The organism is Synechococcus sp. A10-1-5-9, from assembly GCF_047716785.1.
Lineage (GTDB): Bacteria > Cyanobacteriota > Cyanobacteriia > PCC-6307 > Cyanobiaceae > Synechococcus_C.
In genome coordinates this window covers 1147426-1168074 of the sequence record NZ_CP180406.1, presented here as the reverse complement: position 1 = coordinate 1168074, position 20649 = coordinate 1147426, and the positions used below count along the sequence as shown (strand labels likewise).

Here is a 20649-nt window from a genome sequence, read left to right as displayed (position 1 = left end):
CTCAGATAGGGCCTGAGGAAGAACAATAAAAAAGCCCCCTCTCAGGGGGGCTTATTCGCATCGGAGCTTCGATCAGATCAAAGCGTTGATGGCGTAATCGATGTAGCTGTTGGCTTCGGTGGCGGCATCGCCGCTGAGGCCATGGTTGGACTTGATGTACTTCAGAGCTTCCACATACCAGGAGGGGGAGAGCTCAAAGGTGCGGTTGATTTCGTCCAGACCAGCGATGAGGTAGTCGTCCATGGGACCCGTGCCACCTGCCACCAGGCAGTAAGTGATCATGCGCAGGTAATACCCAACATCACGGGAGCACTTGGCTTTGCCTTCGGGGGTTGTTGAGTAATTGGATCCCTCCATCTGGGTGGTGTAGGGAAACTTGCTGTACACAGACTGTGCAGCACCATTGACTAAGGCATCTGCCTTAGCGGTGAGGGCCTTGGCAGCTGCCAGGCTGGCTGCGGCACGATTGAAGCGGCCGGATGCGGCCTGAACTTCGGTGTTGCTGAGAAAGCGTCCCTGGGAGTCAGCTGCAGAAACAGCTTCAGTAAGAGGAGTCTTCATGATTCGTCAGGAGAATTGCTTGTGTCGGAAGTTCAAATGCTCGATCAGGCCACAGCGGCAGCGGCGCGGTCGAAATAGGTGCCGATTTCGCTGCTCAGGGAGGCGCAGTCACCAGCTGAGATTCCAGCCCGATCGTTCACGATCGCCAGAGCTGAATCTTTCATCAGATTCACACCAGCAGCAACGGAGGCTCCAGGAGTTCCGAGTGCCAGGTAGGTCTCGCGGAGACCATTAAGGCAGCGATCTTCGAGAACAGATGCGTCACCGGCAAAGCTTGCGTAGGTGACGTAGCGAAGGATGATCTCCATGTCGCGCAGGCAAGCAGCCATGCGGCGGGAGGTATAAGCATTGCCGCCGGGGGCGATCAGTGCAGGCTGCTGAGCGAAGAGCTGGCGAGCGGCTGAAGCAACAATGGTGGAAGCGTTGCTTGAGATGCGATTCACAGCATCCAAACGCTTATTGCTGTCGGAAACCATCGCCGAGAGGGCATCGATTTCGCTGGCACTGATGAACTGGCCCCGGGCGTCGGCCTGGGCGACAACCTTGGTGAAGGCGTCGAACATGGGTTAACTCCTTGGATCTTTGTTTGAAGATTAGGTATCTTCAAGGCTGAATGGGGACGGCCGGGAAGCTGTGCCCATCCCGTCAGCAGCGATTCTGACCAACCCAACGGAAGCCCTCCGAAGGCTGTTCATAATGCTTAACTGCCCTGCTGCGACAAGGGAGTTGCTGAGGCTTCCTCAAGGTCGAACAACACGCCGTGAATGTAGGACTCTGTCCACTCGCTCCCGTAGAACCGCGTTAACATGCCACGGGCCGGATCTTTTTCGGCACGATATCTCGTGTAGCGCTTCTGGCCTGATAAAAGTTTGGCTGCACGATCGTCGTTAACGGGTTGAGCCTCAACTACCAGCTTGAGGTAAAGCTGCAAATAATCCGCAAAAGCCGGACGAATCACCTGTTCAATCAACGCGTCGCCTTCTTCACCGAGAGGGATGCGGGTCCAAAGAAAGGCCGGGGAGAAATACGGTTTGGCTTCTTCTGGGATGGGGCCCCCCTCGGGAAGTTCGGATTGCCAGCGCTCGAATACTGGGATCAGTTGCTCCCACACGGGCTGGGTGTGCTCAGGATCAGTCTTGTCAACTGGTTGCAGATCCAGAGCGAGCAAATGACCGTTTGGAAGCGTCACCAGATCGGCTCCGAAGAACGGAAGGTCGAACCGGCAGCTGGGGTTGATCACAAAATTAAGGACTGACGCAGCCATGCCTGCTTCAACGCAGGCACAACGCACCTGCCGCAATTTGTCAGTGGAACAGGCCCAGGTAGCGGTGGTGACTGGAACGGGTTTTGCCTTTGATCCTGTGCTGCCCTCCTTTTGCAGAAACGTTTCCGCTATTGGATAGGGAGATGGGTTGAACGGCTTGAGTGCAGCAATGGCTTCATCGAGAAAGGGCTGCCATCGCCATCCCGGAATCTGAACTGGATCAAGACTGGACTTGCGGAGAGGAAGGCTCATGCGGGCTGACTGGCGGGAAAAAGAAATTCGTGCAAGAACCGGTCTGACCAAGCCTTCCCGAAATGGCTGGTGAACAATCCATGGGCTGGATCACGTTCGGCGCTGTACACGTCGTAAGCGTTTTGCAGACGTTCTACGTCTGTGGAAGATAAGGAAGAGGCTCCAGCGGCTTGGTCATGCATCGACCAGTACTCCGCAAGAAAAGCGTCGAAGGCTTTGGGGAGTGAGTTTTGCGCTTCCTGTGCACCTCCTCGGCAGAACAGCAACCAAGGGGAGAAGTATTGGTTTGGGTCGAAAGAGCGCATCGTTTCCTCACCATTCAGCTCAGGGAACTGTTGATTCAAAGTTTTGAGGCCTGAGAAGTGGCGCTCCAGGTAGTCCTTGTCCTGGATGAGTGGTTGAAAGTCCAAAACGGCTACCAGTTTTTGGCGAGCTCCGAACCAGAGCAGATCCACTCCCATTAGGGGATGGTCGAGGTTGTGCTCTGGGTAGGCGACTGAATTGAGCACTTGCAGGCTGTCGCCAGCGTCCAGGCGGGTGACCCTCCAGCGGCGGAAACCCGGGACGTTCCAGAGCCAACTATCGATGCTGCCTCCGCTCTTGTTCGAATGGCAGTGAGCCAATCCTTCGGGCACAGACGCCGGTTGCCCCCCACGCTGCTGAATGTCTTGGTGCAGTTGGTTGAGGAAAGAATCGAACATCAGCTTTTAGGCTCCAGTGCGGGCGAATCAGCAAATTGGCGGGCTTGTTTAGCGATGGATTTGATGTCTTCGTCAGTCGGGCAACGCAGTTCCGTGCAGTAGGTGGTCATCGAAACACCGCTGAGATATTGCACGGAGCTCACGCGCATGCGCACCTGGTCGGTTACGAACCAACACCGTTCGGTTCCAACGTTGGTGTCGTAGCGGGTGGTAATTGTCAGAACTCCGTCGTCTGCAAACGCGTAGGTGCTGATCACGGCTTTCTTTTCGACGTAACCCACGTCCCGAAGTAGAAATCCACGGCGGGAGTTGCCCTCTTCGGGGACATCAACGATCACGGCGGCGTAGTCGTCATTGCGGCTTCCTTGTTTGAGGTTGCTCTCCCACCAGAAACGTCCGCCCCCCTTAGACCGACTCGCTTCAACCTCAAAAACGGCACAGACCCTTTGTACGACTGGGTCTGTGGCGTCGAAAGGTTCAATCACCAGATTGGAATCCGCCGCCTCGTCGTCCTGGTGGTCCAGATGATGGATTGAGCGACGGTTCAACCAAGTGCCACGGCTGGCCTCCAAAAACTGGGCCATCGACATCGGAGGCTTGAATATGGGCATGGCTCAGGCTCTGGCCATGAGGTCTCGTTGGTTGACCAGCTGCTCGAGAACTTCTTCAAGACGCTGGAGCTCGGCGTGCTCCTCCACAGTGGCGTCGATGCGCTTCTGGGGAAGCTTCAGCTTTTTCCCCATGGCGATCACGTCATCGCGGAGGCGGTTGCGATAAGCCTCGAGTTCTTCGATGGAATCCTGAAGCTCCTGAAGCGTTGGATCGGCCATGTGCGTTCAACGGTGGGCTGAGGGTAAGCCGCACGGGCATGACAACGTCTTATGTGCCCGACGTCTTGACTAATAAATAGATGTGGAATGAAAAACCGGAAACGTCTGGCGGGATCGCCACTGTGCGTTGTTGCGACTTGCTGATCCGCTCTGCGGGTTTTGCATCAACTCTCAATATTTTTTCGCCAAGTGACGAACCGTTGCGTGACCTCACGACTTGCCGAGTGCAGTCCAAAGGTGCAGTTACTTTTTTAGAGCGCTTCAAAGCCTGGTCGGCATCGCCAGTCATCATTGCCTTTCCGAGGGAATGACCCGACAGCTTTTCTCCAGGTGCCCCGAAGCATTCCCCCTCTAATTGTCTGGCTTCCAAATGCTCGACGCATTCTCCCGCTCCGTCGTCAGCGCTGACGCCAAAACTGCTGCTGTGGGTTCTGGCGACATCGCCGCTCTCCGTCAGTACGTTGCCGAAGGCAACAAGCGTCTGGACGCTGTTAACGCCATCACTTCCAATGCCTCCTGCATCGTTTCCGATGCTGTGACCGGCATGATCTGCGAGAACACTGGTCTGATTCAGGCTGGTGGTAACTGCTACCCCAACCGCCGCATGGCTGCTTGCCTGCGTGACGGTGAGATTGTTCTTCGCTACATCTCCTACGCCCTGCTGGCTGGCGATGCATCCGTTCTGGATGACCGCTGCCTCAATGGTCTGAAGGAGACCTACATCGCTCTGGGCGTTCCTGCTCAGTCCGCTGCCCGCGCTGTAGCCATCATGAAGGCTTCCGCCACAGCTCACATTGGTGAGACCAACACCCCTGCACTGGGTGGTTCCAAGTTCCGCAAGATGGAAACTGCTCAGGGCGATTGCTCCGCTCTGGTTGCTGAGGCTGCTTCGTACTTCGATCGCGTGATCAGCGCCATCGCCTGACCTACTCGGTTTTTCCTTTTCCTCAACACAAACCTCCATCTAAAGGATCTCCACGATGAAATCCGTCGTCACCACCGTTGTGACCGCCGCTGACGCAGCCGGTCGCTTCCCCTCCCAGAACGACCTCGAAGCCGTTCAGGGCAACATTCAGCGTGCGGCTGCCCGTCTGGAAGCTGCTGAAAAGCTGGCTGCCGGTCTGGATGCCGTCACCAAGGAAGCCGGCGATGCTTGCTTCAACAAGTATCCCTACCTCAAGCAACCCGGCGAAGCTGGTGAGAACCAGACCAAGGTGGACAAGTGCTACCGCGATCTGGGCCACTATCTGCGTCTGATCAACTACTGCCTGGTTGTCGGTGGCACCGGCCCTCTCGATGAGTGGGGCATCGCTGGCGCCCGTGAGGTGTATCGCACCCTGGGTCTCCCCACCGGTCCTTACGTCGAAGCGCTGACCTACACCCGCGACCGCGCTTGTGCTCCTCGCGACATGAGCCCCCAGGCTCTGAACGAGTTCAAGTCTTACCTGGACTACGTGATCAACGCCCTCTCCTGAGTGCTTGATTGATATCTGTAATGGATGTAACGGGAGGCCTTAGGCCTCCTTTTTTATTGTTCGCTCGCAACACTGATCCCAGATATGGGTATCGCTTTTGGGACGTGCTCCTGGGATCAGTGTTGTCTCTGAGGGTCATTTGGGCATAGAGCGCATATCTAGTACAAATTTATTTATATGATAAATATTAAGTCAATTGCTTTAAGTAGCAATAAGGGTTTTTGGGGATTCCGAAAACCGCAATACATTGGTCCTCAGACGCATTCCCCTCATGCCTGCAATCAAGTACAAGCGAGATTTTACGCATCAAGATCGAGTCTCCTTCGCATTTTCGAATACCAGGGATGCGGCGAAGGGGTCGGCTGCGAGTCGGGGGAAGGCTGCAGCAACCCCAGCCGAGTTCAAAGAGAACCAGTGTGGTTCGATGGGGATTGGAGCGGGCCCGCGCATTCATGAGGTCTGTCCATTCTCAGCCGTAAATCATTCTTATGCGGCATCAGGTGAAAGTGCTCTGACGAGCGCAATTTCTGCTGCTTACAAGCAGGTTTTTGGCAATATTGGAATCACAGATAGTCAAAGACTTTCTTCGCTTGAGGCATGCCTCAGGGATGGCCGAATCACAATCCGTGATTTCATGGCCGGTCTGGTGAAGTCCGAGTTGTACAAGCAGAAGTTTTTCTTTCCCGTTTCCCCGATGCGGGGTATCGAGTTGACAATCAAGCACCTTTTGGGTCGCCCTCCAGTGAGTCAAAAAGAGGTTGGTGCTGCAATCAAGACCATTGCTGACAGTGGTTTTGACGCATTTGTGGATCAATTGGTCAGCTCAGAGGAGTATCTGGAAACATTTGGTACGGACACTGTCCCCTTCCTGCGGGCTTTCAAGTCCGAGGCACGTTCATATTGCTCCACCTTTGTCAGCATGGTGGAGCTTGCCCCTGCTAATGCCAGTTCAGAGCATGTGATGTATTCAGGTCCTCTTCTGGTAAAGCGTCTTGTCAAGGCTGGAATGTCAGTGAAGGTCCCGGATTCTGGTGTCTTTGATACCACTGTTGAATTTTCCTACACCAACGCGGTCGGCAATACTCGCAATCCTGCCTTCCGCCGTATGTACGCCGGCAAGTTTGCCTACTGAAATGGTTGAGTCGTGCTGATTCCATCAGCCAAAAGGGGGGTCTTTGCCTTTCCTTTTGGCTGTTGTTTATAGACAATTGGTAGAAGCGCGCGTTGTTCTAGATCTTTTCTATGGACGTTTGCTAGCTCCGCAGCCGCTGCAATAATGGTTTCAAAAGATTGATATTCTTGTCAGATACCGTGCATTGATCCACGTCGTGTTGGAGAGTCAATGCCTCTTTGCTGCTTTTTGGATGATGTCGCATCCGCAGGTTGGTCGTCCGGACCTTGATGCGTTGTTTGCGGATCTTGCCCATCCCAATCCAAATATCCAGAGGGAGGCCTATCTGGCGATGGTGGAGCACTGGCCTGAGGCGTCGATGCCTCGCTTACTGGCACTTTTGGGTCAGTCAGACGTCTCTGTGTATCGAGCTGCTGTGAAAGGTCTTGGTGCTTTTGGAGCCACTGCTCTCCAGCCTTTGGCTGAACTTTTCTCAGCTAGTCCTGATGGCACCGTGAGGGCATGCTGCGTCAAGGCTTATGCCCAAATCGCCTCAAATTTCCCCGAGCAGGATTTCTCCCCTGAGGCGATGACGGTGTTGGAAACGGCTTTGTCGGATGAATCACCTGTGGTGTCTCAGTCAGCTGTTATGGCATTAGGACAGGTGGGAGTTCAGGCTCTCCCTCTTCTGATCAAGATTTGTAAAGGAGACAATATCGCGCATGTTCAATCTGCGGCGATGGCCCTCGCCGAAATTCCTGATCCCCAGGCCGAAGCTTGTTTGCGAGATGTGTTCAGCGACCCTGCAACGGATCCGTTGGCCCGCCAGATGGTTGAGGCCTCTCTTGGTCGTCTTGAGAGCAGTCGATAACAAAAGCGGGAGGTCAGCCCCTCAGCTGTCCTCCCGCGGTTACGCATGCAGTGCTCGACGCGAACACCACCTGGTAACAATACGTTGAAGATTGGCGCAGGCTTCGTTCAGTCGTGCTGATGAAGTTGATTAATGGCGAGACGCAGAATCGGCTTCACCGTGTCATCAGGTTCTGTCTCACTCTGCATTTCCAGCGCCTGGATTGCGGAAGGATCTTCGAGCTTCATCAGTGAGAGAGCCGTGTTCTTGCGAACAAGCGGCGATTCATCGTTGAGTTTCGGCAACAAGAGTGGCAGTGCCCAATGGCTCTCGTTGAGTTTGCCCATCAAGGTGCTCGCCTCAGCGCGGACTTCCTCGTCTCCATCGTTCAACGCATCCGTAAGGAGTCGTCGGGCGTCCTGGTCTCCGAGGTTTTGGATTTGATCCCCCAATGCAGCGATGGCTGCGGTGCGGATTCGTGCATGGGGCGAGCAGGCGGCCTGTTTGAGAGCTTCTGGGGCACGGGCTCCAACAAAGGCCAGTCCCCAACTTGCTAGACCTGTCTGCATCGGGGTGTTCTTGGGATCTAGAAGAATCTCCAAAAGCCCCTCAACCGCATCCGCACCGACGACGGCCATTGCGCCGACTGCCGATCCCTGCACAACGGGGTCTGGGTCATTGAGTAATGCTCTAAACAGAAATGGCAAGGCGCTTCGATCCGAGATCAGTGTGAGCGTTTTGGCAGCTGCACGACGAACGGTCACGTTCTCGTGCTCGCACATGGCCCTGCACAATGCGGGGACCGCTGCACTCCCCACCGCACCGAGACTTTCCGCAAACGTGAGACGAAGGAGTCCTCGTTTGTCGCCGAGTCCGGCCACCATCCGCTCGATCGCTTGAGTGTCGCCATCCAAACGTTGCCCTTGGCGTAACTGTTGCTTGAGCTCCTCGGCAAGCTGCTTGGCTTCGTTTTCGCTCAGCGTGACAGGTTCAGTACTGGTCAGCGATGAGGGTGGATTGGTCAAAATTGAGCTGAAGCGGTAATTCAGTATCCGATGCTGTGCCCGCTATGGTCACCTCACTGTCCTGAATTGTTGTGACCACCTTCGTTCTCTCGCACAATCTTCAGGTGAACGATTCGGCTGTTCCGGAGATGGAGCTTGACGCTTTGGCGGCAGGTTTGCTGAAGCACTGCCCATCTGTCACAGCTGCGGTAGTTCTCAATCACCCTCACTGGAAAGTGAAACTAGAGTCTATTGCCTTACCTGATGCCCTGGCGCGAGAGCTCGTTCAGGGATGGCGGAAGGTTCGTGAAGGCTTCGGTCATGGCCATGCCCATGCGGTGATGGCTCTCGGAGGTCGCAAAGACTCTGAAGGACAGCCTGGAGCCCCGCTTCAACAGGGTGCCTGGGGGGTTGATGTGGTGGAAACAGCAGATCCCCGTGGCTTCTTGGCGGCGATCAACTGGACCGGCCTAACGGCCGGTCGTCCTGCAGATGGTGTGTTTGAAGTGATTGATTTAACGACTTGACGTCAACTGCGCCGGCGTTTGGAATTCCGGCGTGTTGCTTTCCTGGGCGTCGACTCCGTTGCTTCTGCATTTGGAGCCGGTGTTTGTTTCACTTGGAGTAGGTCAGGCGCTGGTTGTTGGTGACCACAGTCTTTTCTCATGGCGTTAATGTGCAATCCACGGCTGTGCATTAACTGAACACTGCGGTTCAGGAGCTGGAAAGGAATCTGCAACGATCGTGGGGACCATGGACGGGAGCCAGGACGGATGCCTGCGTGCACGGTGATGGAATGTTCAAGCGTTGGTCCCATGGCTGTTTCGCAATCGATTCCATGGAAGATTGACTCAGATCTCCTGATGCGCCAAACTTTCTCAATCTTCCTTATCAGCGCGTCACTTGGCTCCGTGAGAGCATGAGCTCCTGCAGAATTGATGCCATCAATGAATGGTCAGATGGCTGGGGCTCTCGACAATATTCATCCAGGTCTGTCACAGCAGGAAGCCATCCGCTTGCTCTTGGCGCCATTAGACGACCTTGAATCTCAAAGTGATCCGTATATGGCAGCTGCGCATCTCATCAATTTCCCTGGGGATGCAACGGAACAGGCATTGCTCAAGCTCATCGATAATTCTGAACAATCTCAGCCCCGTCGTTTAGCTCGACGCAAGGCCGTTGAAGTTTTAGCGCGGCTGGGTTGTCGGGAGGCCATCCCTGCCATCGGTCGTTGTTTGGCCAGTGATGACACTTATTTGGTTGAAAATGCTGCCTTTGCTCTGAAAGAGCTGAACTGCCAAGACGTGGAGATCCATGCGACTTTGGCTTCCCTGCTTGAACAAACATCTCAGAATCAGCGCGTTTTGATTCAAAGTCTCGCTGCCCTTCAGGTGGAACAGGCTCTCCCATCGATTCAGAAACTTCAGGATGCCGATTCGCCCGGTGTGCGTGGTGCTGCAATCAGTGCAATGGCGAAGCTCGCAGGCAGTCGGGAACATTTACTGCAGCTTGAGGAGCTCATGTTTCTGCCGAACCAGATGGATCGGCAATCAGCAATTCAGGATGCTATTGATGCGAAAGCTGTGGAACTGCTTCCACAGATTCTCCGGACGCCTGTGTCGCCGGTCTTTCGGATGCGCGCGCTCAAAGCTCTTTGGCCGAAAGAGGGTGGTCAATCGGAACAGTTGAATCTGTTTTCTGCTTTGGATTCTCTTATTGAAGATCATCCTGAGTCTTTGCAGTTGGTGCATGCATACGATCATTCTCCTGGGAATGAATTTTTAGTTCAGGAATTTTTTGGTACTGATTTCAGTCGCTGTTACCTGGCCTTGCAAACCCTGCGGGATCGATCCGCTAAGGAGATTTGGCCATTTCTGCACAAACGTTGGTTTGACGAGGCTGATAATGATTACGGTGCACATTACTTCTTCATTCGACTCTTCGCTCTGCTAGGTGATGCTTGGCCTGAAGACGCGCGAGAACCTATCAAATTAATCCTTCAGGAAGCTATTAATACGCGTCGACCTCAATTTATGAAATCAAAGCCTGCTGCCGTGCTAGCGATTTCGCGACTTGGGTTCGTGTATTCCCCAGAAAATTTCACAGCGCTTCTTGATCCCTTGGTCACTTCTTTCTGGGAGTGTCGCTATGCGGCAGTAATGGTGGCGCCTCAAGATGCTCTGCGAGTTGCACTCAAGGACCCAGAGCCTTTTGTAGCAGCACGTGCAAGACATGTTCTGAAGGATTTATGACCTGATGCTGATGTCAATTGAAGACCTTGCTATTCCCAACAAAAAAAGGGCGGTTTCACCCGCCCTTTGATCTGAATGAAATTGGATCGATTCGCTCGGCTGAAAATCAGGCGAGGGAGTTGATCACGTAGTCCAGAGCAGCGTTGTACTCAGTCAGAGCCTGGGGGCTCAGGTCACGAGGGGCGCAACCATCGTTACGCATCTGGGTGAAGCCAGCCACGTAGGTGCCGGGGTCGATGCTGAGGGCCTTGTAAACCTCGCGTTGACCGTTGATGGCCAGTTCGTCCAGAGGGCCGGTGCCGCCAACAACCAGGGAGTAGTTGATCAGACGCAGGTAGTGGACGAAGTCGCGCTTGCACTTCTCCTTGCCTTCGGTGGCGCACTGGCGGGGCTGACGGCCGGTGGCACCGTTGGGGTACTGGGTGTAGACGGCGTCAACAGCGCGCTGGGCGATGGCGTCGTAGTTCTGAGCGATTTTCTCAGCGGCCTCGAGGCGGGCGGCTGCGCGCTGCAGGGAACCCTGCACAGACTCCAGATCGGAGCTGGTGGGGAAACGGGAACTGCTGTCAGCGGAACCGATGACGGTGGTGAGAACGGACTTCATTGGTTTATAAAAAAGGGTGTGCTTAAAAGTCTTCGAATGTTCAGCTGATGGCGCTGATCACCATGTCGAAGTAAGAAGCAGCCTCAGCAGACAGAGCGTTGCAATCGCCTTGGGTCACAGGCATCTTGCGCTTTTCACCAGTGGTGTTGTTGGTGTTGGTGATGTGTGCACAGGCGGAGGCCTTCATGATGGCCACGGCGCGGGCAGCGGAGCCGGAGGGCACACCCAGGGCGGCATAGGTCTCGCGCAGACCGTTCAGGCAGCGGTCCTGCAGCACAGAAGCGTCGCCGGCCAGCAGGGCATAGGAGACGTAGCGCATGATGATTTCGGCATCACGCAGGCAAGCAGCCATCTTGCGGTTGGTGTAAACACCACCGTTGGGGGCAGTCAGGCCGGTGTTTTCGCAGCAGATGCCTGCAACGGAGTCGGACACCACGCAAGAAGCGTTGGCGGTAATGGCGTTCACAGCATCCAGGCGCTTATTGCCTTCGGCAATGAATGAGCGCAGGGCTGAGAGCTGATCGCCACCGATGAAACTGCCGCTGGAATCAGCGGAAACAGCTTGCCTAGAGAATGCGTCGAGCATAATTACATGCTAAGGGGGAGGGGATTGATGCGATGCATCACGAGGGGACCGTACGTCGATGTGATAGTTGGCTGGTCGAATGCTTCAGGCTTCTCAATAGAAATTTGCATTGCAAAAAAGAAAGAAAAAATAAAGCTCGTTAATAACGCGCTTTAGGCGAGATGGGTCAGAGCCCGTTCACAGCTCCATCTCAGGGGCTCCCAGCGACTTGATTGGCTGAGTTCTTGAAGGGTTGTTTGCTGATCCTTGAGCCCGAGCCGCACGCAGCTCCAGGCAGCTGCAACACGCGATTTCGCGTACTGCGGCGCTGTTTCAGCTAAGGCATCGCGTACCAGGTCACTTCTTTCCTTCAGCTGCAGTAGACCGGCGCAGCTAGCCAGTAGGTAGTGCACGCCGTAATCGCTGCCGAGGCTGGATCGCAACGTATCGATCACCAGCAACTGGGAGTCTTTCGGTAAACACATCAATGATTTGGCGGCAGCGTATTGACGGGCTTCATCCCGGTGCTGCAGGCCATCTCGGATGGCCTCTTCGCTGGCAGGCGTTGAGGGAAGGCGACTCAGGTCGAGTTTGCGTGGGTCGTCTTGCAGCAGCTTTTCGAGCAGGTCAACCGCCTTTGGCTCGATCGAGCCATCTCCCGCCGAGGCCATTCGAAAGGCGCTTTTGGCGCGTAAGGGCATCGACACAGGGCAGCGGCTCAAAGGTTCCAATGCTTCGAGTCGACCGGCATCGCCCAGATCAATCACTGCAGCGCGTCGCCTGCCAGGGTTGTCATCCTGAAGTTGCTGGATCAGCGGTGCGAGGCCGTTCAAGTCGCCTTCAACGCGTATTTGATGCGCATGTGCCGCTCCCGCCACCAATGGGTTGGCATCCTTCCTGCAGCGCTCAATGGCATGATTTCGATCGGCCATCGAGAGACGCGAGAAGGCCTGGATCACGGCACGTTTCTGGTTGTCTGGTCCTTCGAGAGCCTGGATCAAGCAGTCTTGCCCTTCGCGATCAAGAGGCGTTCCGATCCGCGCGATGGCATCAGCGGCGTTCACTACCACGGGTTCATCTTTGGCTTTTAAGGCTTCCAGAAGCACTGGAAGGGCTTTGGGCTGCTTGCGTCGGCCCAAAGCATCGATGGCCTTTCTGCGGGTGATGCGTTCGTAGAGGTCCTCGGACGGATTGGCGCTTGCTTGGAGCAGAAGATCCAGAGATTCCGCCGATGAGCAGGCCCCAAGGCGTGTCGCCGCCAGATATTTCAGTCCAGGGTTGCTCAGTTCCTCTGTTGGGGTGAGCAGGGTAGACATCGCTGTTTCTTCACTCATTCCCGAGAAAAGAGTGTCGAAGCGTTCGCTCATTGTTGTTTGAAAGAAAGGTTGCTTGAAGAACGACGATTGGGCTTATACTGAAGCCCCTGTTGGAGGATAGGGTAGATGGTTTCGACAAAAAACGCTGAACAGGAAATTCTTCAATTTCTTGAATTAAATAAAGGAAAGTCGGTTTTAAACGAAATTGCCACAATTGAAGAACTTAATTCCTTGCTTAGTGATTGTGGTAGCTCTTTGAGTGCTGCTTTGATTCCGTTAGAGCAGGCACAACGTCCTCCAAAGATCCTTGTGGATTCAGGCCAAACTCAAACAGGTATCGCATGGCGGACATTGCAATGTCCGGGGGGGCCACTTGTGCTTCAGATGATTTGTCAAAAAGTCAATCTTGCTCTTTGGATTCAGGAGTGCTGATCGTGGCGAGTGCAGAACTGGAACGCTTCATTCAATCGATTGTTGATGACCATGGCCTTGCCACGGGGATCAAGTCCTTAGGCACGCATTACGACATCGTTGCTTATGCCAATATCCGCGGCTACTCCGTCAGCCTCTCCGAATGGGGACGGTATGTGGCAATGGACACGTTGCAGGCTTCGGATCTGGAGATCACGTTGATGCAGCAAGCGGATCCGGCTCACTGGAGTTGGGCTTTCCGTCAGTTATCACGCTGGCGTTCATTATTAATGGAAGGCACAGATCATGAAGGCTTGCTGGGAGCAGCAGATTTCATGGATTCTGTTCAGGCTTCTATGGCTGACGCGCCAAAGCCTTCTCCTGCTGTTCCTCTCAGCAATGATCAAAAAGATGTGGCCTTGCAAGCATTTATTGCGTTGGTCCGTTCTCAACCTGAGCTCAGAGATCAGGTGAAGGGAGCACGCAATCAAGACGATGTGATCGCGTTGGCGGAACAGCAGGGATTTTTTATCGATTCACTCACCCTGTTGCGCAGTTGGAGTCAAGTATCTGATTTCAGTAAACCAACTTGGTTCGGTTGGTTTGATGAATAGTTTGATTTAACTGATTTCTGCGTAACGCGTGCGCTTTGTACCTCGTTTGGCCCAGTACGTCACGAGTGCTTCTCCGCCAGGTCTTGGAACAGCAGCTGTTGCGCGCAAAATTTTGAATGTGCGCTTTGGTCCCATGGGCCAGTTCCCAGCGGCAGAAATCCTTCTCACCTTTCCGCCAAGCTGCTCAATGCATCGCTCGAATTTGTCGAGATGGGTCTGATCCACTGTCTCAAAGATGAAATCAGTTCCTTCGCAAATCAGATGCTGAGAGCGGACCCAGGCTTTTAATTGTTTTTCTGCATCAAAAAAAGCCATTGATAGTCTGCAGATATGGAGTGCACTCACCAACGCAGCCATTGCTCGTTGAGATGGTCCCCGAGATAAGCGACGCGTTTGAATCGAAGTGGTCCATGCTCAGAGCCCCATCTCTGTTCATTCGTTTCTGGATCAAAACCCCGGTCGCGGCTGATCCAGTCTGTGGCATTCACATCCACTTCGCTCACTAGATACGTCATTCGTCCATCCCTTGGGACAAGGCAGTTCTTGCCAGGCTCTACCTCACCCAGATAACGACCAGCTTCGATTTCCTGAAAGTGCATGCCGCAACCACAACGTGGTTTGAGTGAATTTGGCTTGAGGTTGTTCAACAGTTCAGGACGTTGCCCGGCCCCAGCGAGTCGGATTGCGTCTGAGAAGCCGAAATTTTCCACGATGAAAGAATCGCCATCTGCTGGTAACAGTCGATGCACCCCCTGCCGGTAAGGACGCCAAGGGTCGTGGTCGTAGCTCTGCTCGGAGTAAAAACCAGGAGCCTTCAAGACCTCCCAAGCGAGAGGCCTGAAAAAAATGTTGATATGCGCAAAGTCTTTGGGGTTGTTCTGGGACTGCTCCCAGTTGCTGTAGTGTCCCGCCAACGTTTTGGCAAAACGCAGCAAGGGTTCTGTGGTTGAGCTCATCAGAATCTCATTGCTTTAGCTCGTGAGTCGACGAACCTCCGAGGCAAAAGAGGTTTGCAGGATGCCGGATCCTGCTGAAGTACGCAGAACCGATGACCTGCAGCGCACGTGTTCGGAAACAAACCAGATGCGTTCTTCGGCAATGGATTGTTCGTAAGCCGTTGTAAGAACAAAAGTTCCATCACTCAGAAAGGTATAACTGGATTCAGCTGGCGCGGCTTCGGCGTAACCCACACTGCGCAGAAGTTGCCCTTTCGTTTCGTCGATCGGCAAGGGAACAATCAAGCAGGAGCCAGAGGAAACCTCGCTCGGGTCGTCGGGCTCCCAATCACTTTCTGCTGCCCATTGCATTCGGAAAGGGCAAGATACCCGTCGCTCAGAATGTGAGCCTGACGCGGTCAAAAGTTTTGTGATATCGGAATCGGTTTCGCTGATTTTTGTGATCTCAACTTCACTGAGAACATCTTCAAATTGCTGAAAAGCGAGGGAGTGGCCAGATCGCATTGACCGCCACTTACCCTCGCTTCGAGCAACGAATTGCTCAATCTTCATCTTGCGCTGGACTTTGAATCTTCTTTGAATGGTGAACGATTGTTTTGAACCATGTTGACCATGGATTCAATCATCATTGACATCGCCAAAGGGGCGGTGGCAACAGATTGCTGGAAAACAGTGCCTTGCGACGTTTGTCCGCTTGAAGGTGGGCGAAGGATTGGCATAGGGGAAGCGGTTGTCGTGCGTCAATCTGAGGAGTGATCTGACGGGGTGCTCTACAAGAGACCACCCCCTAATCATGACTGATCCGTTTGCATTGATCGTGCAAAACCCTTCAAGGATTAAGCGTTCGCAATAGTAAGAATGCGTCCGCCCTGGGCCTGAATGCTCTGGATCGTCTTCGACAAGGAGCCATAGCTCACAACAGACCTCTGAGCAGAACGGCGAGCCGTGCCCAGTTGCACCCTGGAGGTCCAGGAGATGTTGAAGAGCTTCCCGCCACCGACAACCTTGCGAGCACCGTATGCCGTGGGATTGGTCCGAGAGGCCACGCTGACTCGCAGCACAGAAGCATGGTCGCCGTCAAAGCCAGCGAAGCCAGGATCCATGGCCTTGTTGCGCTGGTAAGCAACAGTGCTTTCGCCCACAACGGTGGTGGCGGTGCGGGCGTAGGGAACCGTATCGATGCCGAAATTGTTGAGGTACTCGTCGCTGTAGGTGTAGCTAGCGATTTCGGCTTCAAAGCCTTCATCGGCGAGACGACTCACGTGCTCACTGATCTCGGCTTGATCGCGAGGAGCGCGTCCCAGAAGGTGCTTGAAGTTCAGCTCAACGAAGCGGTAAGGGCTGTTCGTTTCGAGATACAGGCGTCGGTAGGTGTCGGATTGGGCAAGAGCCGTCACCAATCCCTGCACGGTGAGATCGCCGTTGATGAAGAGCGCTTCGATGGAGGGTTGAACATCCAGTTCCATCAAATAGCGGTTGCCGAAGACCTGGCGGTAGGTGGCACGGATGATGTCGGCGGCCTGGCTTCGGTCCTGATTGGCGGGGCTGGTGAGGGTGGCGGTTGTCATGGGTTGAGGGGAATGCGAGAGAGGTTGTCGCTAATCACCAATGCGTGAATAGCGACCTTGTTGTTCGTGAATGGTTCGTGAATCGAGACGATCCGCGATCACATCACTTCGGTGATGGAGACAATCCGACCGCCGCGGGCGTGGATGTACTTCATCTGACTGCTCATGTCCTTACCGGACACCAGATAGCTGGCGTTCGGCGTCCGCTGGCGTCCGCCACGGGGTTGGGCATTGACAACAATTCGGAAACGCTTGGTGGTGGCGGAAGGGGAGCCCGACACAGCGCCGTTGCGGTTGATGCGAGTGGTCGTGGTGCGCCAACCGCTGGGCACGCTGTTGGTGGCAACAGATGTGACTAAGGAGGAGCTGTTCAGCACAGAATCGCTAGCGGCGAAACCTTCGGCCAGGGAGAGATGACGGTTGAAGGCCAGCTGCGAACGTCCCTTCTCTGAGAGGATGCGCATGAAGGGCACGGTGTCCTCGCCGAAGGTGGACTGGTATTCAGCGCTATCGAGATAACTGTTGATCTCGGCCTCATAACCATCGTTGGCCAGGATCTGAATGTGCTCACTCAGCTCGGCCTGTGAGGTGGGTGCCCGACCCAGCAAATGCTTGAAGTTCAGCTCAACGAAGCGGTACGGCGCATTTGTTTCAAAGAAGCGGCGGCTGTATTCCGGGGATAGGGCGATGGCTCGAACCAGCTCGCGGGTGCTGAGGTAACCCTCGGCGAATTTGCTCTCGGCAGACATGGCCCGCTCCGACTCCATCAGATGGGGATTGCCCATCACCTGGCGGTAGGTGGCGCGAATTAGACCATTGATGGTGTCGGCGGTGTCGCCAGGGCAACGCTGGAAGACCTCTTGTTCGCGCTGGCCGAGGCCGAAGCCCACATAGGAGTCGTTGCGGATCGGTGTGAAGTCGCCGCCGTCGCTGCTGGCCCTCCTCTTGGCAGTGAATTGCGCTGTGGTGCCCAGGCCGCTGGATTGAGCGCCCACTGTGAAGCGAGCTCCGGAGGGCAGTGGGATGTAGCCAGTGGTGTTGCGTGCCAAGGCATTGGCAAGCTGGCTGCGGCTGCCGACGGCGCTGTCGCTGATGGCGAAACCACGCTCCAAGCTCGCCATGCGGGCAAAGCTGTTGTTGGGGATTCCAGCAGCAGAGGTGAAGGAGCGGGTATAGGGCACAACGTCGTCGCCAAACACCTCGGCGTATTCAGCCCCATCGACGATGAAATCGATGACGGCATCATGGCCACCGCTGGCTAGCAGTGAAATGTGAGCCGACATCTCCGCCTGATCCACCGGGGGACGGCCCAACAGGTGCTTCAGGTTCAGTTCGATGCCGCGTTGAGGAGCGACTCCCTCAAAAAACCGCGCTTTGTAGAACGAAGTTTTGGCAAGACCCCGAACAAAGTCGCGGGTGGTGAGCTCACCATTGCCGTAACGGGCTTCCAGCTCGCTGGAACGCTCGTTGTCCATGACGTGAGCATTGCCGTAGACCTGCCGGTAGGCGGCACTGACGGCTGTGGCGAGGGCCGCTGCATCATTGGGGGAGTATCGCTGCGCGGTCACGCCATGGGGGCAATCCTCATGATTGCGGGGGCCGATGGCGATTTTCATCGTCGAGCAAGACTGACGAAGGAATTCACCATTGCTCAGTGCCGGCTTTGCCGCTGCATTGCGGCTACGGCTGAAGGAGACGGGGCCGTTGTTCAGGGATTCGGCGCCAAAGCCTTTGGAGGCAGACATGGAATGGGAGGGGTGAGGGGAGAGGTGGTGTTGCGTAGGGGCTTTAAGAGGGTGAGGACCGAGCGCATGCGCGAAGCTCGGCCCTCGCCCTCTGTTACATCACGGTGAATGCGTCAGTTCACGGGCGTGATGCTGGAGATCTTCCCGCCTTCGGCATGGATGCGCTTGAACTGCTCGGAGAGCTTGTCGAAGGGCACGAAGTACACCCTGTTTGAACGGGTGTACCGGGAGATCCGTCGAACATTGTTGGCGCTGTAGGCCGTGACCTCCACGCGATAGGTCTTGCCTTGCTCGCCAGAACCGCTGCCGAGCCGTGTTGCGGCATCTTCGAGGTTCTTGGCTGGGCGGAAACTCCAGCCACCGGGTTGGGTGGAGGAGGGAGGTACCACGGGTAAAGGACGGTTCTGGTAAGCGTTCCCTCCGAGCTTGCTTCTGATGCCTGAGAGATCTCCCTTCAGGCTGCTGCTGCTGTTGCCGCGGAGCAGCTGAAAACTCCAGGTGAATTCCTGCATGGTCCCGCAGGATTCGGTCTTCCAGCCGCGCTGGAAAGGTACTGTCCACTCGCCGTAGGTGTCCTGATAGTCCGCACTGTCCAGGAAGCTGTCGATGTCAGCCTCATACCCTTGACTGTCCAGACGCTCGGCGTGAGCGCGCATTTCTTCGAAATCGACGGGGGCACGACCAAGAAGATGGCGGAAAGCCAGTTCGATGTAGCGATAGCGGGAGCAAACATCGAAGAACCGATCGCGGTACAAATCGCTTTTGGCGATCCGTCGCACTAGCTCTCTAACACTGATTTCGCCGAGCTTGAACTGGGATTCCGCTACCAGTTGGCGCTCGCTTTCCATCACGTAAGCGTTGCCAAGCACCTGCTTGTAGACGGCTCGGATGATTTGTTCTTTCTTGGCATCGTCGTCGCCAGGAATTAGCTCAAGCGGAGCTTCGCTCTCTTGTGAAAAGCGCTCGACACCGAGTAGCGAGGCAGGACCGAAGGGCATAGATAACCGACGTGTTCGCCACGCCATGGTCTTTCAGAAGTGATCGCCTGAGGCAGGTTCTTTATAAACCTCAATCAATTGTGTCCGAATGTTGCGTGACATGACGCTTTTGATTCGTTGGTTGCTGGGTCGATAGGAAAGAACTGTTCACTCGATGCTTTCCAGGCTGTCTCTGGTGGTTTTTCGCGTCAGTGGGTTCCAGCAGTCCAGTTCTTCATAAGGGCGGCTCAGCAGGAGTTCGCATTGCTCTTGCAGCCCTGAGGTGAGAGAAAAGTCGGCTCCTTTGATGGATTCCGCTCCATCAAGGCTTGCATCGGAGAGATTGGCTCCACGGAAGTCAGCAAAGTCAAGCTGACATCCTCCGAAGCGGGCTCCACAGCACTGTGCTCCTCGAAGCACTGCATGGCGTAGATCTGCGCCCACCAAGCGCACCTGATCCAGTAGACAACCGCTCAGATCACTTCCACTGAGATAAGCGCCCATGAGATTGGCGCCTCTCAGGTCCATGCCTCTGAGGTCGGCTCCATTGAGGAAGGAGCCATTGAGGCGAGCACCAGGCCCAACTGCTCCTGTGCTGCGGATCTCGAATTCTTCTGGGAACGTCGTGTTGCTGTCATAGAGCGCAAGGCGCAGATCGGCTCCTTCCAAGGAGCAGGCGCTCAGGTCGCTTCCCCTGAGATCGACCCGACAGAGCAGGGCTCCACAAAGGTCAATGGAGCCGATGACAAGGCCACTCCAATCGGCCCCCCGGGCATCTTTCACCGGACCCGTGAGGCTTTCAGGGCGGACTTGTTCAGACGGGATCCAGTTGGAGAGCTGCAGCTTGGAATCCAAGAAGGTCAACGAGTGCTGAGCATCGAGCCTGCCACGATGACGAGGATTCGCAGGATTTCAACACTGCCGACCAAGGCCAAGCCCAACCAGAATTTCTTCGCCCATGCCGGTGGATTCTGCATCCAGGCAGGAAGCTGGCTGAGTTCATCCTTCGTCTGCAGCTTCTGCTCCCACATCATGTCCCTGTGGTCGCTGCCATAGCGAGGGAAGCGCTGGTAGATCGGCATCTCTCCTGTAGGAGCGCCAGGAATCACCCTTGATCGATGGGCTGGTACATCGTCGTATCCAAAGGCATCGAGATATTCAGTACTGTCCAAGACAGCATCCACAAAACCGCTGAAACCTTTTTCGGCGATCACAATTGACCAGCTGATCCGCTCGTTCTGGCCATGAACCGGACGCCCCAGCACGCGTCCCACCACCTGATCGACTAAGCGGTAATTAGTGTTGCAGGAGACATAGCCCTCCTGGAACCTCCTCGAGAGCAACAGGCCGCGGATGAAGTCACGGGTGGTGATGCTGCCATCACGGAACTGTGACTCCAGGTTGACGTCCCGGTCGCACTTCATCGCATGGAAGAAGATTTGCCGGTAGGCCTTTTCAATCTGAACGCTGCGATCCTCGCGGCTCGGAAAGGTTGCTCGATTGAGTGCGGACGTCAGGCCACCCAAATTCCCGACGCGCTGGTTTTGGCTTGTCAGCGGGTACTCCAGGAGCTGAAGTGCCATCGGTAGAAAT

Annotated in this window: 26 protein-coding genes; 8 read left to right on the top strand and 18 right to left on the bottom strand. The window is 55.1% G+C overall.

The window, feature by feature from the left end; all coding sequences use genetic code 11:
- Positions 1-72 precede the first annotated feature (72 nt).
- From cpcA to ACLM45_RS06635, 6 genes are all read right to left on the bottom strand, one after another.
- Positions 73-561, bottom strand: a complete 489-nt coding sequence (cpcA, locus tag ACLM45_RS06660) for a phycocyanin subunit alpha (protein WP_415411218.1) — start codon at positions 559-561, stop codon at positions 73-75.
- 44 nt (positions 562-605) lie between these two features.
- Positions 606-1124 (bottom strand): phycocyanin subunit beta, encoded by a 519-nt coding sequence (locus ACLM45_RS06655; RefSeq protein WP_415411217.1) that lies wholly within the window; start codon positions 1122-1124, stop codon positions 606-608.
- Positions 1125-1261: 137 nt separating this feature from the next.
- Positions 1262-2077, bottom strand: a complete 816-nt coding sequence (locus tag ACLM45_RS06650; protein WP_415411216.1) for a phycoerythrobilin:ferredoxin oxidoreductase — start codon at positions 2075-2077, stop codon at positions 1262-1264.
- A complete protein-coding gene (locus ACLM45_RS06645) occupies positions 2074-2778 on the bottom strand; it encodes a 15,16-dihydrobiliverdin:ferredoxin oxidoreductase (RefSeq protein WP_415411215.1) in 705 nt (234 codons plus the stop codon). The genes ACLM45_RS06650 and ACLM45_RS06645 overlap by 4 nt, the downstream gene beginning before the upstream one ends.
- Complete coding sequence (locus tag ACLM45_RS06640) at positions 2778-3389, bottom strand: phycobiliprotein lyase (protein ID WP_415411214.1); 612 nt, start codon at positions 3387-3389, stop codon at positions 2778-2780. The genes ACLM45_RS06645 and ACLM45_RS06640 overlap by 1 nt, the downstream gene beginning before the upstream one ends.
- Positions 3390-3392: 3 nt before the next feature.
- On the bottom strand, positions 3393-3608 hold the full coding sequence (locus ACLM45_RS06635; RefSeq protein ID WP_415411213.1) for a hypothetical protein: 216 nt from the start codon (positions 3606-3608) through the stop codon (positions 3393-3395).
- Positions 3609-3978: 370 nt separating this feature from the next.
- Between ACLM45_RS06635 and cpeB the strand changes: the two genes are divergently transcribed.
- From cpeB to ACLM45_RS06615, 4 genes are all read left to right on the top strand, one after another.
- Positions 3979-4533: a class 1 C-phycoerythrin subunit beta gene (gene cpeB / locus ACLM45_RS06630; RefSeq protein ID WP_415411212.1), complete on the top strand. Its 555-nt coding sequence runs from the start codon at positions 3979-3981 to the stop codon at positions 4531-4533.
- A 55-nt stretch (positions 4534-4588) separates the two neighbouring features.
- On the top strand, positions 4589-5083 hold the full coding sequence (cpeA, locus tag ACLM45_RS06625; RefSeq protein ID WP_011932400.1) for a class 1 C-phycoerythrin subunit alpha: 495 nt from the start codon (positions 4589-4591) through the stop codon (positions 5081-5083).
- A 271-nt stretch (positions 5084-5354) separates the two neighbouring features.
- On the top strand, positions 5355-6215 hold the full coding sequence (locus ACLM45_RS06620; RefSeq protein WP_415411211.1) for a phycobilisome rod-core linker polypeptide: 861 nt from the start codon (positions 5355-5357) through the stop codon (positions 6213-6215).
- 232 nt (positions 6216-6447) lie between these two features.
- Positions 6448-7065, top strand: a complete 618-nt coding sequence (locus ACLM45_RS06615; RefSeq protein ID WP_415411210.1) for a HEAT repeat domain-containing protein — start codon at positions 6448-6450, stop codon at positions 7063-7065.
- Positions 7066-7172: 107 nt separating this feature from the next.
- Here ACLM45_RS06615 and ACLM45_RS06610 read toward each other — a convergent pair whose 3' ends face one another.
- Positions 7173-8069, bottom strand: a complete 897-nt coding sequence (locus ACLM45_RS06610) for a HEAT repeat domain-containing protein (RefSeq protein ID WP_415411209.1) — start codon at positions 8067-8069, stop codon at positions 7173-7175.
- A gap of 71 nt (positions 8070-8140) precedes the next feature.
- On the opposite strand from ACLM45_RS06610, the gene ACLM45_RS06605 reads away from it, so the two are divergent.
- On the top strand, positions 8141-8575 hold the full coding sequence (locus tag ACLM45_RS06605) for a DUF2656 family protein (protein WP_415411208.1): 435 nt from the start codon (positions 8141-8143) through the stop codon (positions 8573-8575).
- Between the two features lie 432 nt (positions 8576-9007).
- Positions 9008-10300, top strand: a complete 1293-nt coding sequence (locus ACLM45_RS06600) for a HEAT repeat domain-containing protein (protein WP_415411207.1) — start codon at positions 9008-9010, stop codon at positions 10298-10300.
- 106 nt (positions 10301-10406) lie between these two features.
- On the opposite strand, the gene mpeA is transcribed toward ACLM45_RS06600, so the two are convergent.
- The 3 genes from mpeA to ACLM45_RS06585 all read right to left on the bottom strand — a co-directional run bounded on the left by mpeA (position 10407) and on the right by ACLM45_RS06585 (position 12785).
- Positions 10407-10904 (bottom strand): class 2 C-phycoerythrin subunit alpha, encoded by a 498-nt coding sequence (mpeA, locus tag ACLM45_RS06595; RefSeq protein WP_415411206.1) that lies wholly within the window; start codon positions 10902-10904, stop codon positions 10407-10409.
- Between the two features lie 40 nt (positions 10905-10944).
- Entirely contained in the window at positions 10945-11490 is a 546-nt protein-coding gene (locus tag ACLM45_RS06590; protein ID WP_415411205.1) for a bleomycin hydrolase, read from the bottom strand.
- A gap of 152 nt (positions 11491-11642) precedes the next feature.
- On the bottom strand, positions 11643-12785 hold the full coding sequence (locus tag ACLM45_RS06585; RefSeq protein ID WP_415411204.1) for a HEAT repeat domain-containing protein: 1143 nt from the start codon (positions 12783-12785) through the stop codon (positions 11643-11645).
- A gap of 126 nt (positions 12786-12911) precedes the next feature.
- Between ACLM45_RS06585 and ACLM45_RS06580 the strand changes: the two genes are divergently transcribed.
- A complete protein-coding gene (locus tag ACLM45_RS06580; protein WP_415411203.1) occupies positions 12912-13217 on the top strand; it encodes a hypothetical protein in 306 nt (101 codons plus the stop codon).
- Positions 13211-13810, top strand: a complete 600-nt coding sequence (locus ACLM45_RS06575) for a Nif11-like leader peptide family natural product precursor (protein ID WP_415411202.1) — start codon at positions 13211-13213, stop codon at positions 13808-13810. Before ACLM45_RS06580 ends, ACLM45_RS06575 begins: the two co-directional genes overlap by 7 nt.
- Positions 13811-13816: 6 nt before the next feature.
- Here the strand turns inward: ACLM45_RS06575 and ACLM45_RS06570 are convergent, their stop codons facing one another.
- From ACLM45_RS06570 to ACLM45_RS06535, 8 genes are all read right to left on the bottom strand, one after another.
- A complete protein-coding gene (locus tag ACLM45_RS06570; RefSeq protein ID WP_415411201.1) occupies positions 13817-14125 on the bottom strand; it encodes a CpeR family transcriptional regulator in 309 nt (102 codons plus the stop codon).
- Between the two features lie 26 nt (positions 14126-14151).
- A complete protein-coding gene (locus ACLM45_RS06565; protein ID WP_415411200.1) occupies positions 14152-14766 on the bottom strand; it encodes a chromophore lyase CpcT/CpeT in 615 nt (204 codons plus the stop codon).
- Between the two features lie 15 nt (positions 14767-14781).
- Complete coding sequence (locus ACLM45_RS06560; protein WP_415411199.1) at positions 14782-15318, bottom strand: phycobiliprotein lyase; 537 nt, start codon at positions 15316-15318, stop codon at positions 14782-14784.
- Positions 15319-15602: 284 nt separating this feature from the next.
- On the bottom strand, positions 15603-16334 hold the full coding sequence (locus ACLM45_RS06555; protein WP_415411198.1) for a phycobilisome rod-core linker polypeptide: 732 nt from the start codon (positions 16332-16334) through the stop codon (positions 15603-15605).
- A 98-nt stretch (positions 16335-16432) separates the two neighbouring features.
- Complete coding sequence (locus tag ACLM45_RS06550; protein ID WP_415411197.1) at positions 16433-18079, bottom strand: phycobilisome rod-core linker polypeptide; 1647 nt, start codon at positions 18077-18079, stop codon at positions 16433-16435.
- 113 nt (positions 18080-18192) lie between these two features.
- The gene (locus ACLM45_RS06545; protein WP_415411196.1) at positions 18193-19077 is read right to left on the bottom strand and encodes a phycobilisome rod-core linker polypeptide; all 885 of its coding nucleotides are present in this window, start codon (positions 19075-19077) and stop codon (positions 18193-18195) included.
- A gap of 147 nt (positions 19078-19224) precedes the next feature.
- A complete protein-coding gene (locus ACLM45_RS06540) occupies positions 19225-19920 on the bottom strand; it encodes a pentapeptide repeat-containing protein (protein ID WP_415411195.1) in 696 nt (231 codons plus the stop codon).
- Entirely contained in the window at positions 19917-20639 is a 723-nt protein-coding gene (locus tag ACLM45_RS06535) for a phycobilisome rod-core linker polypeptide (RefSeq protein ID WP_415411194.1), read from the bottom strand. The genes ACLM45_RS06540 and ACLM45_RS06535 overlap by 4 nt, the downstream gene beginning before the upstream one ends.
- Between the last annotated feature and the right edge of the window lie 10 nt (positions 20640-20649).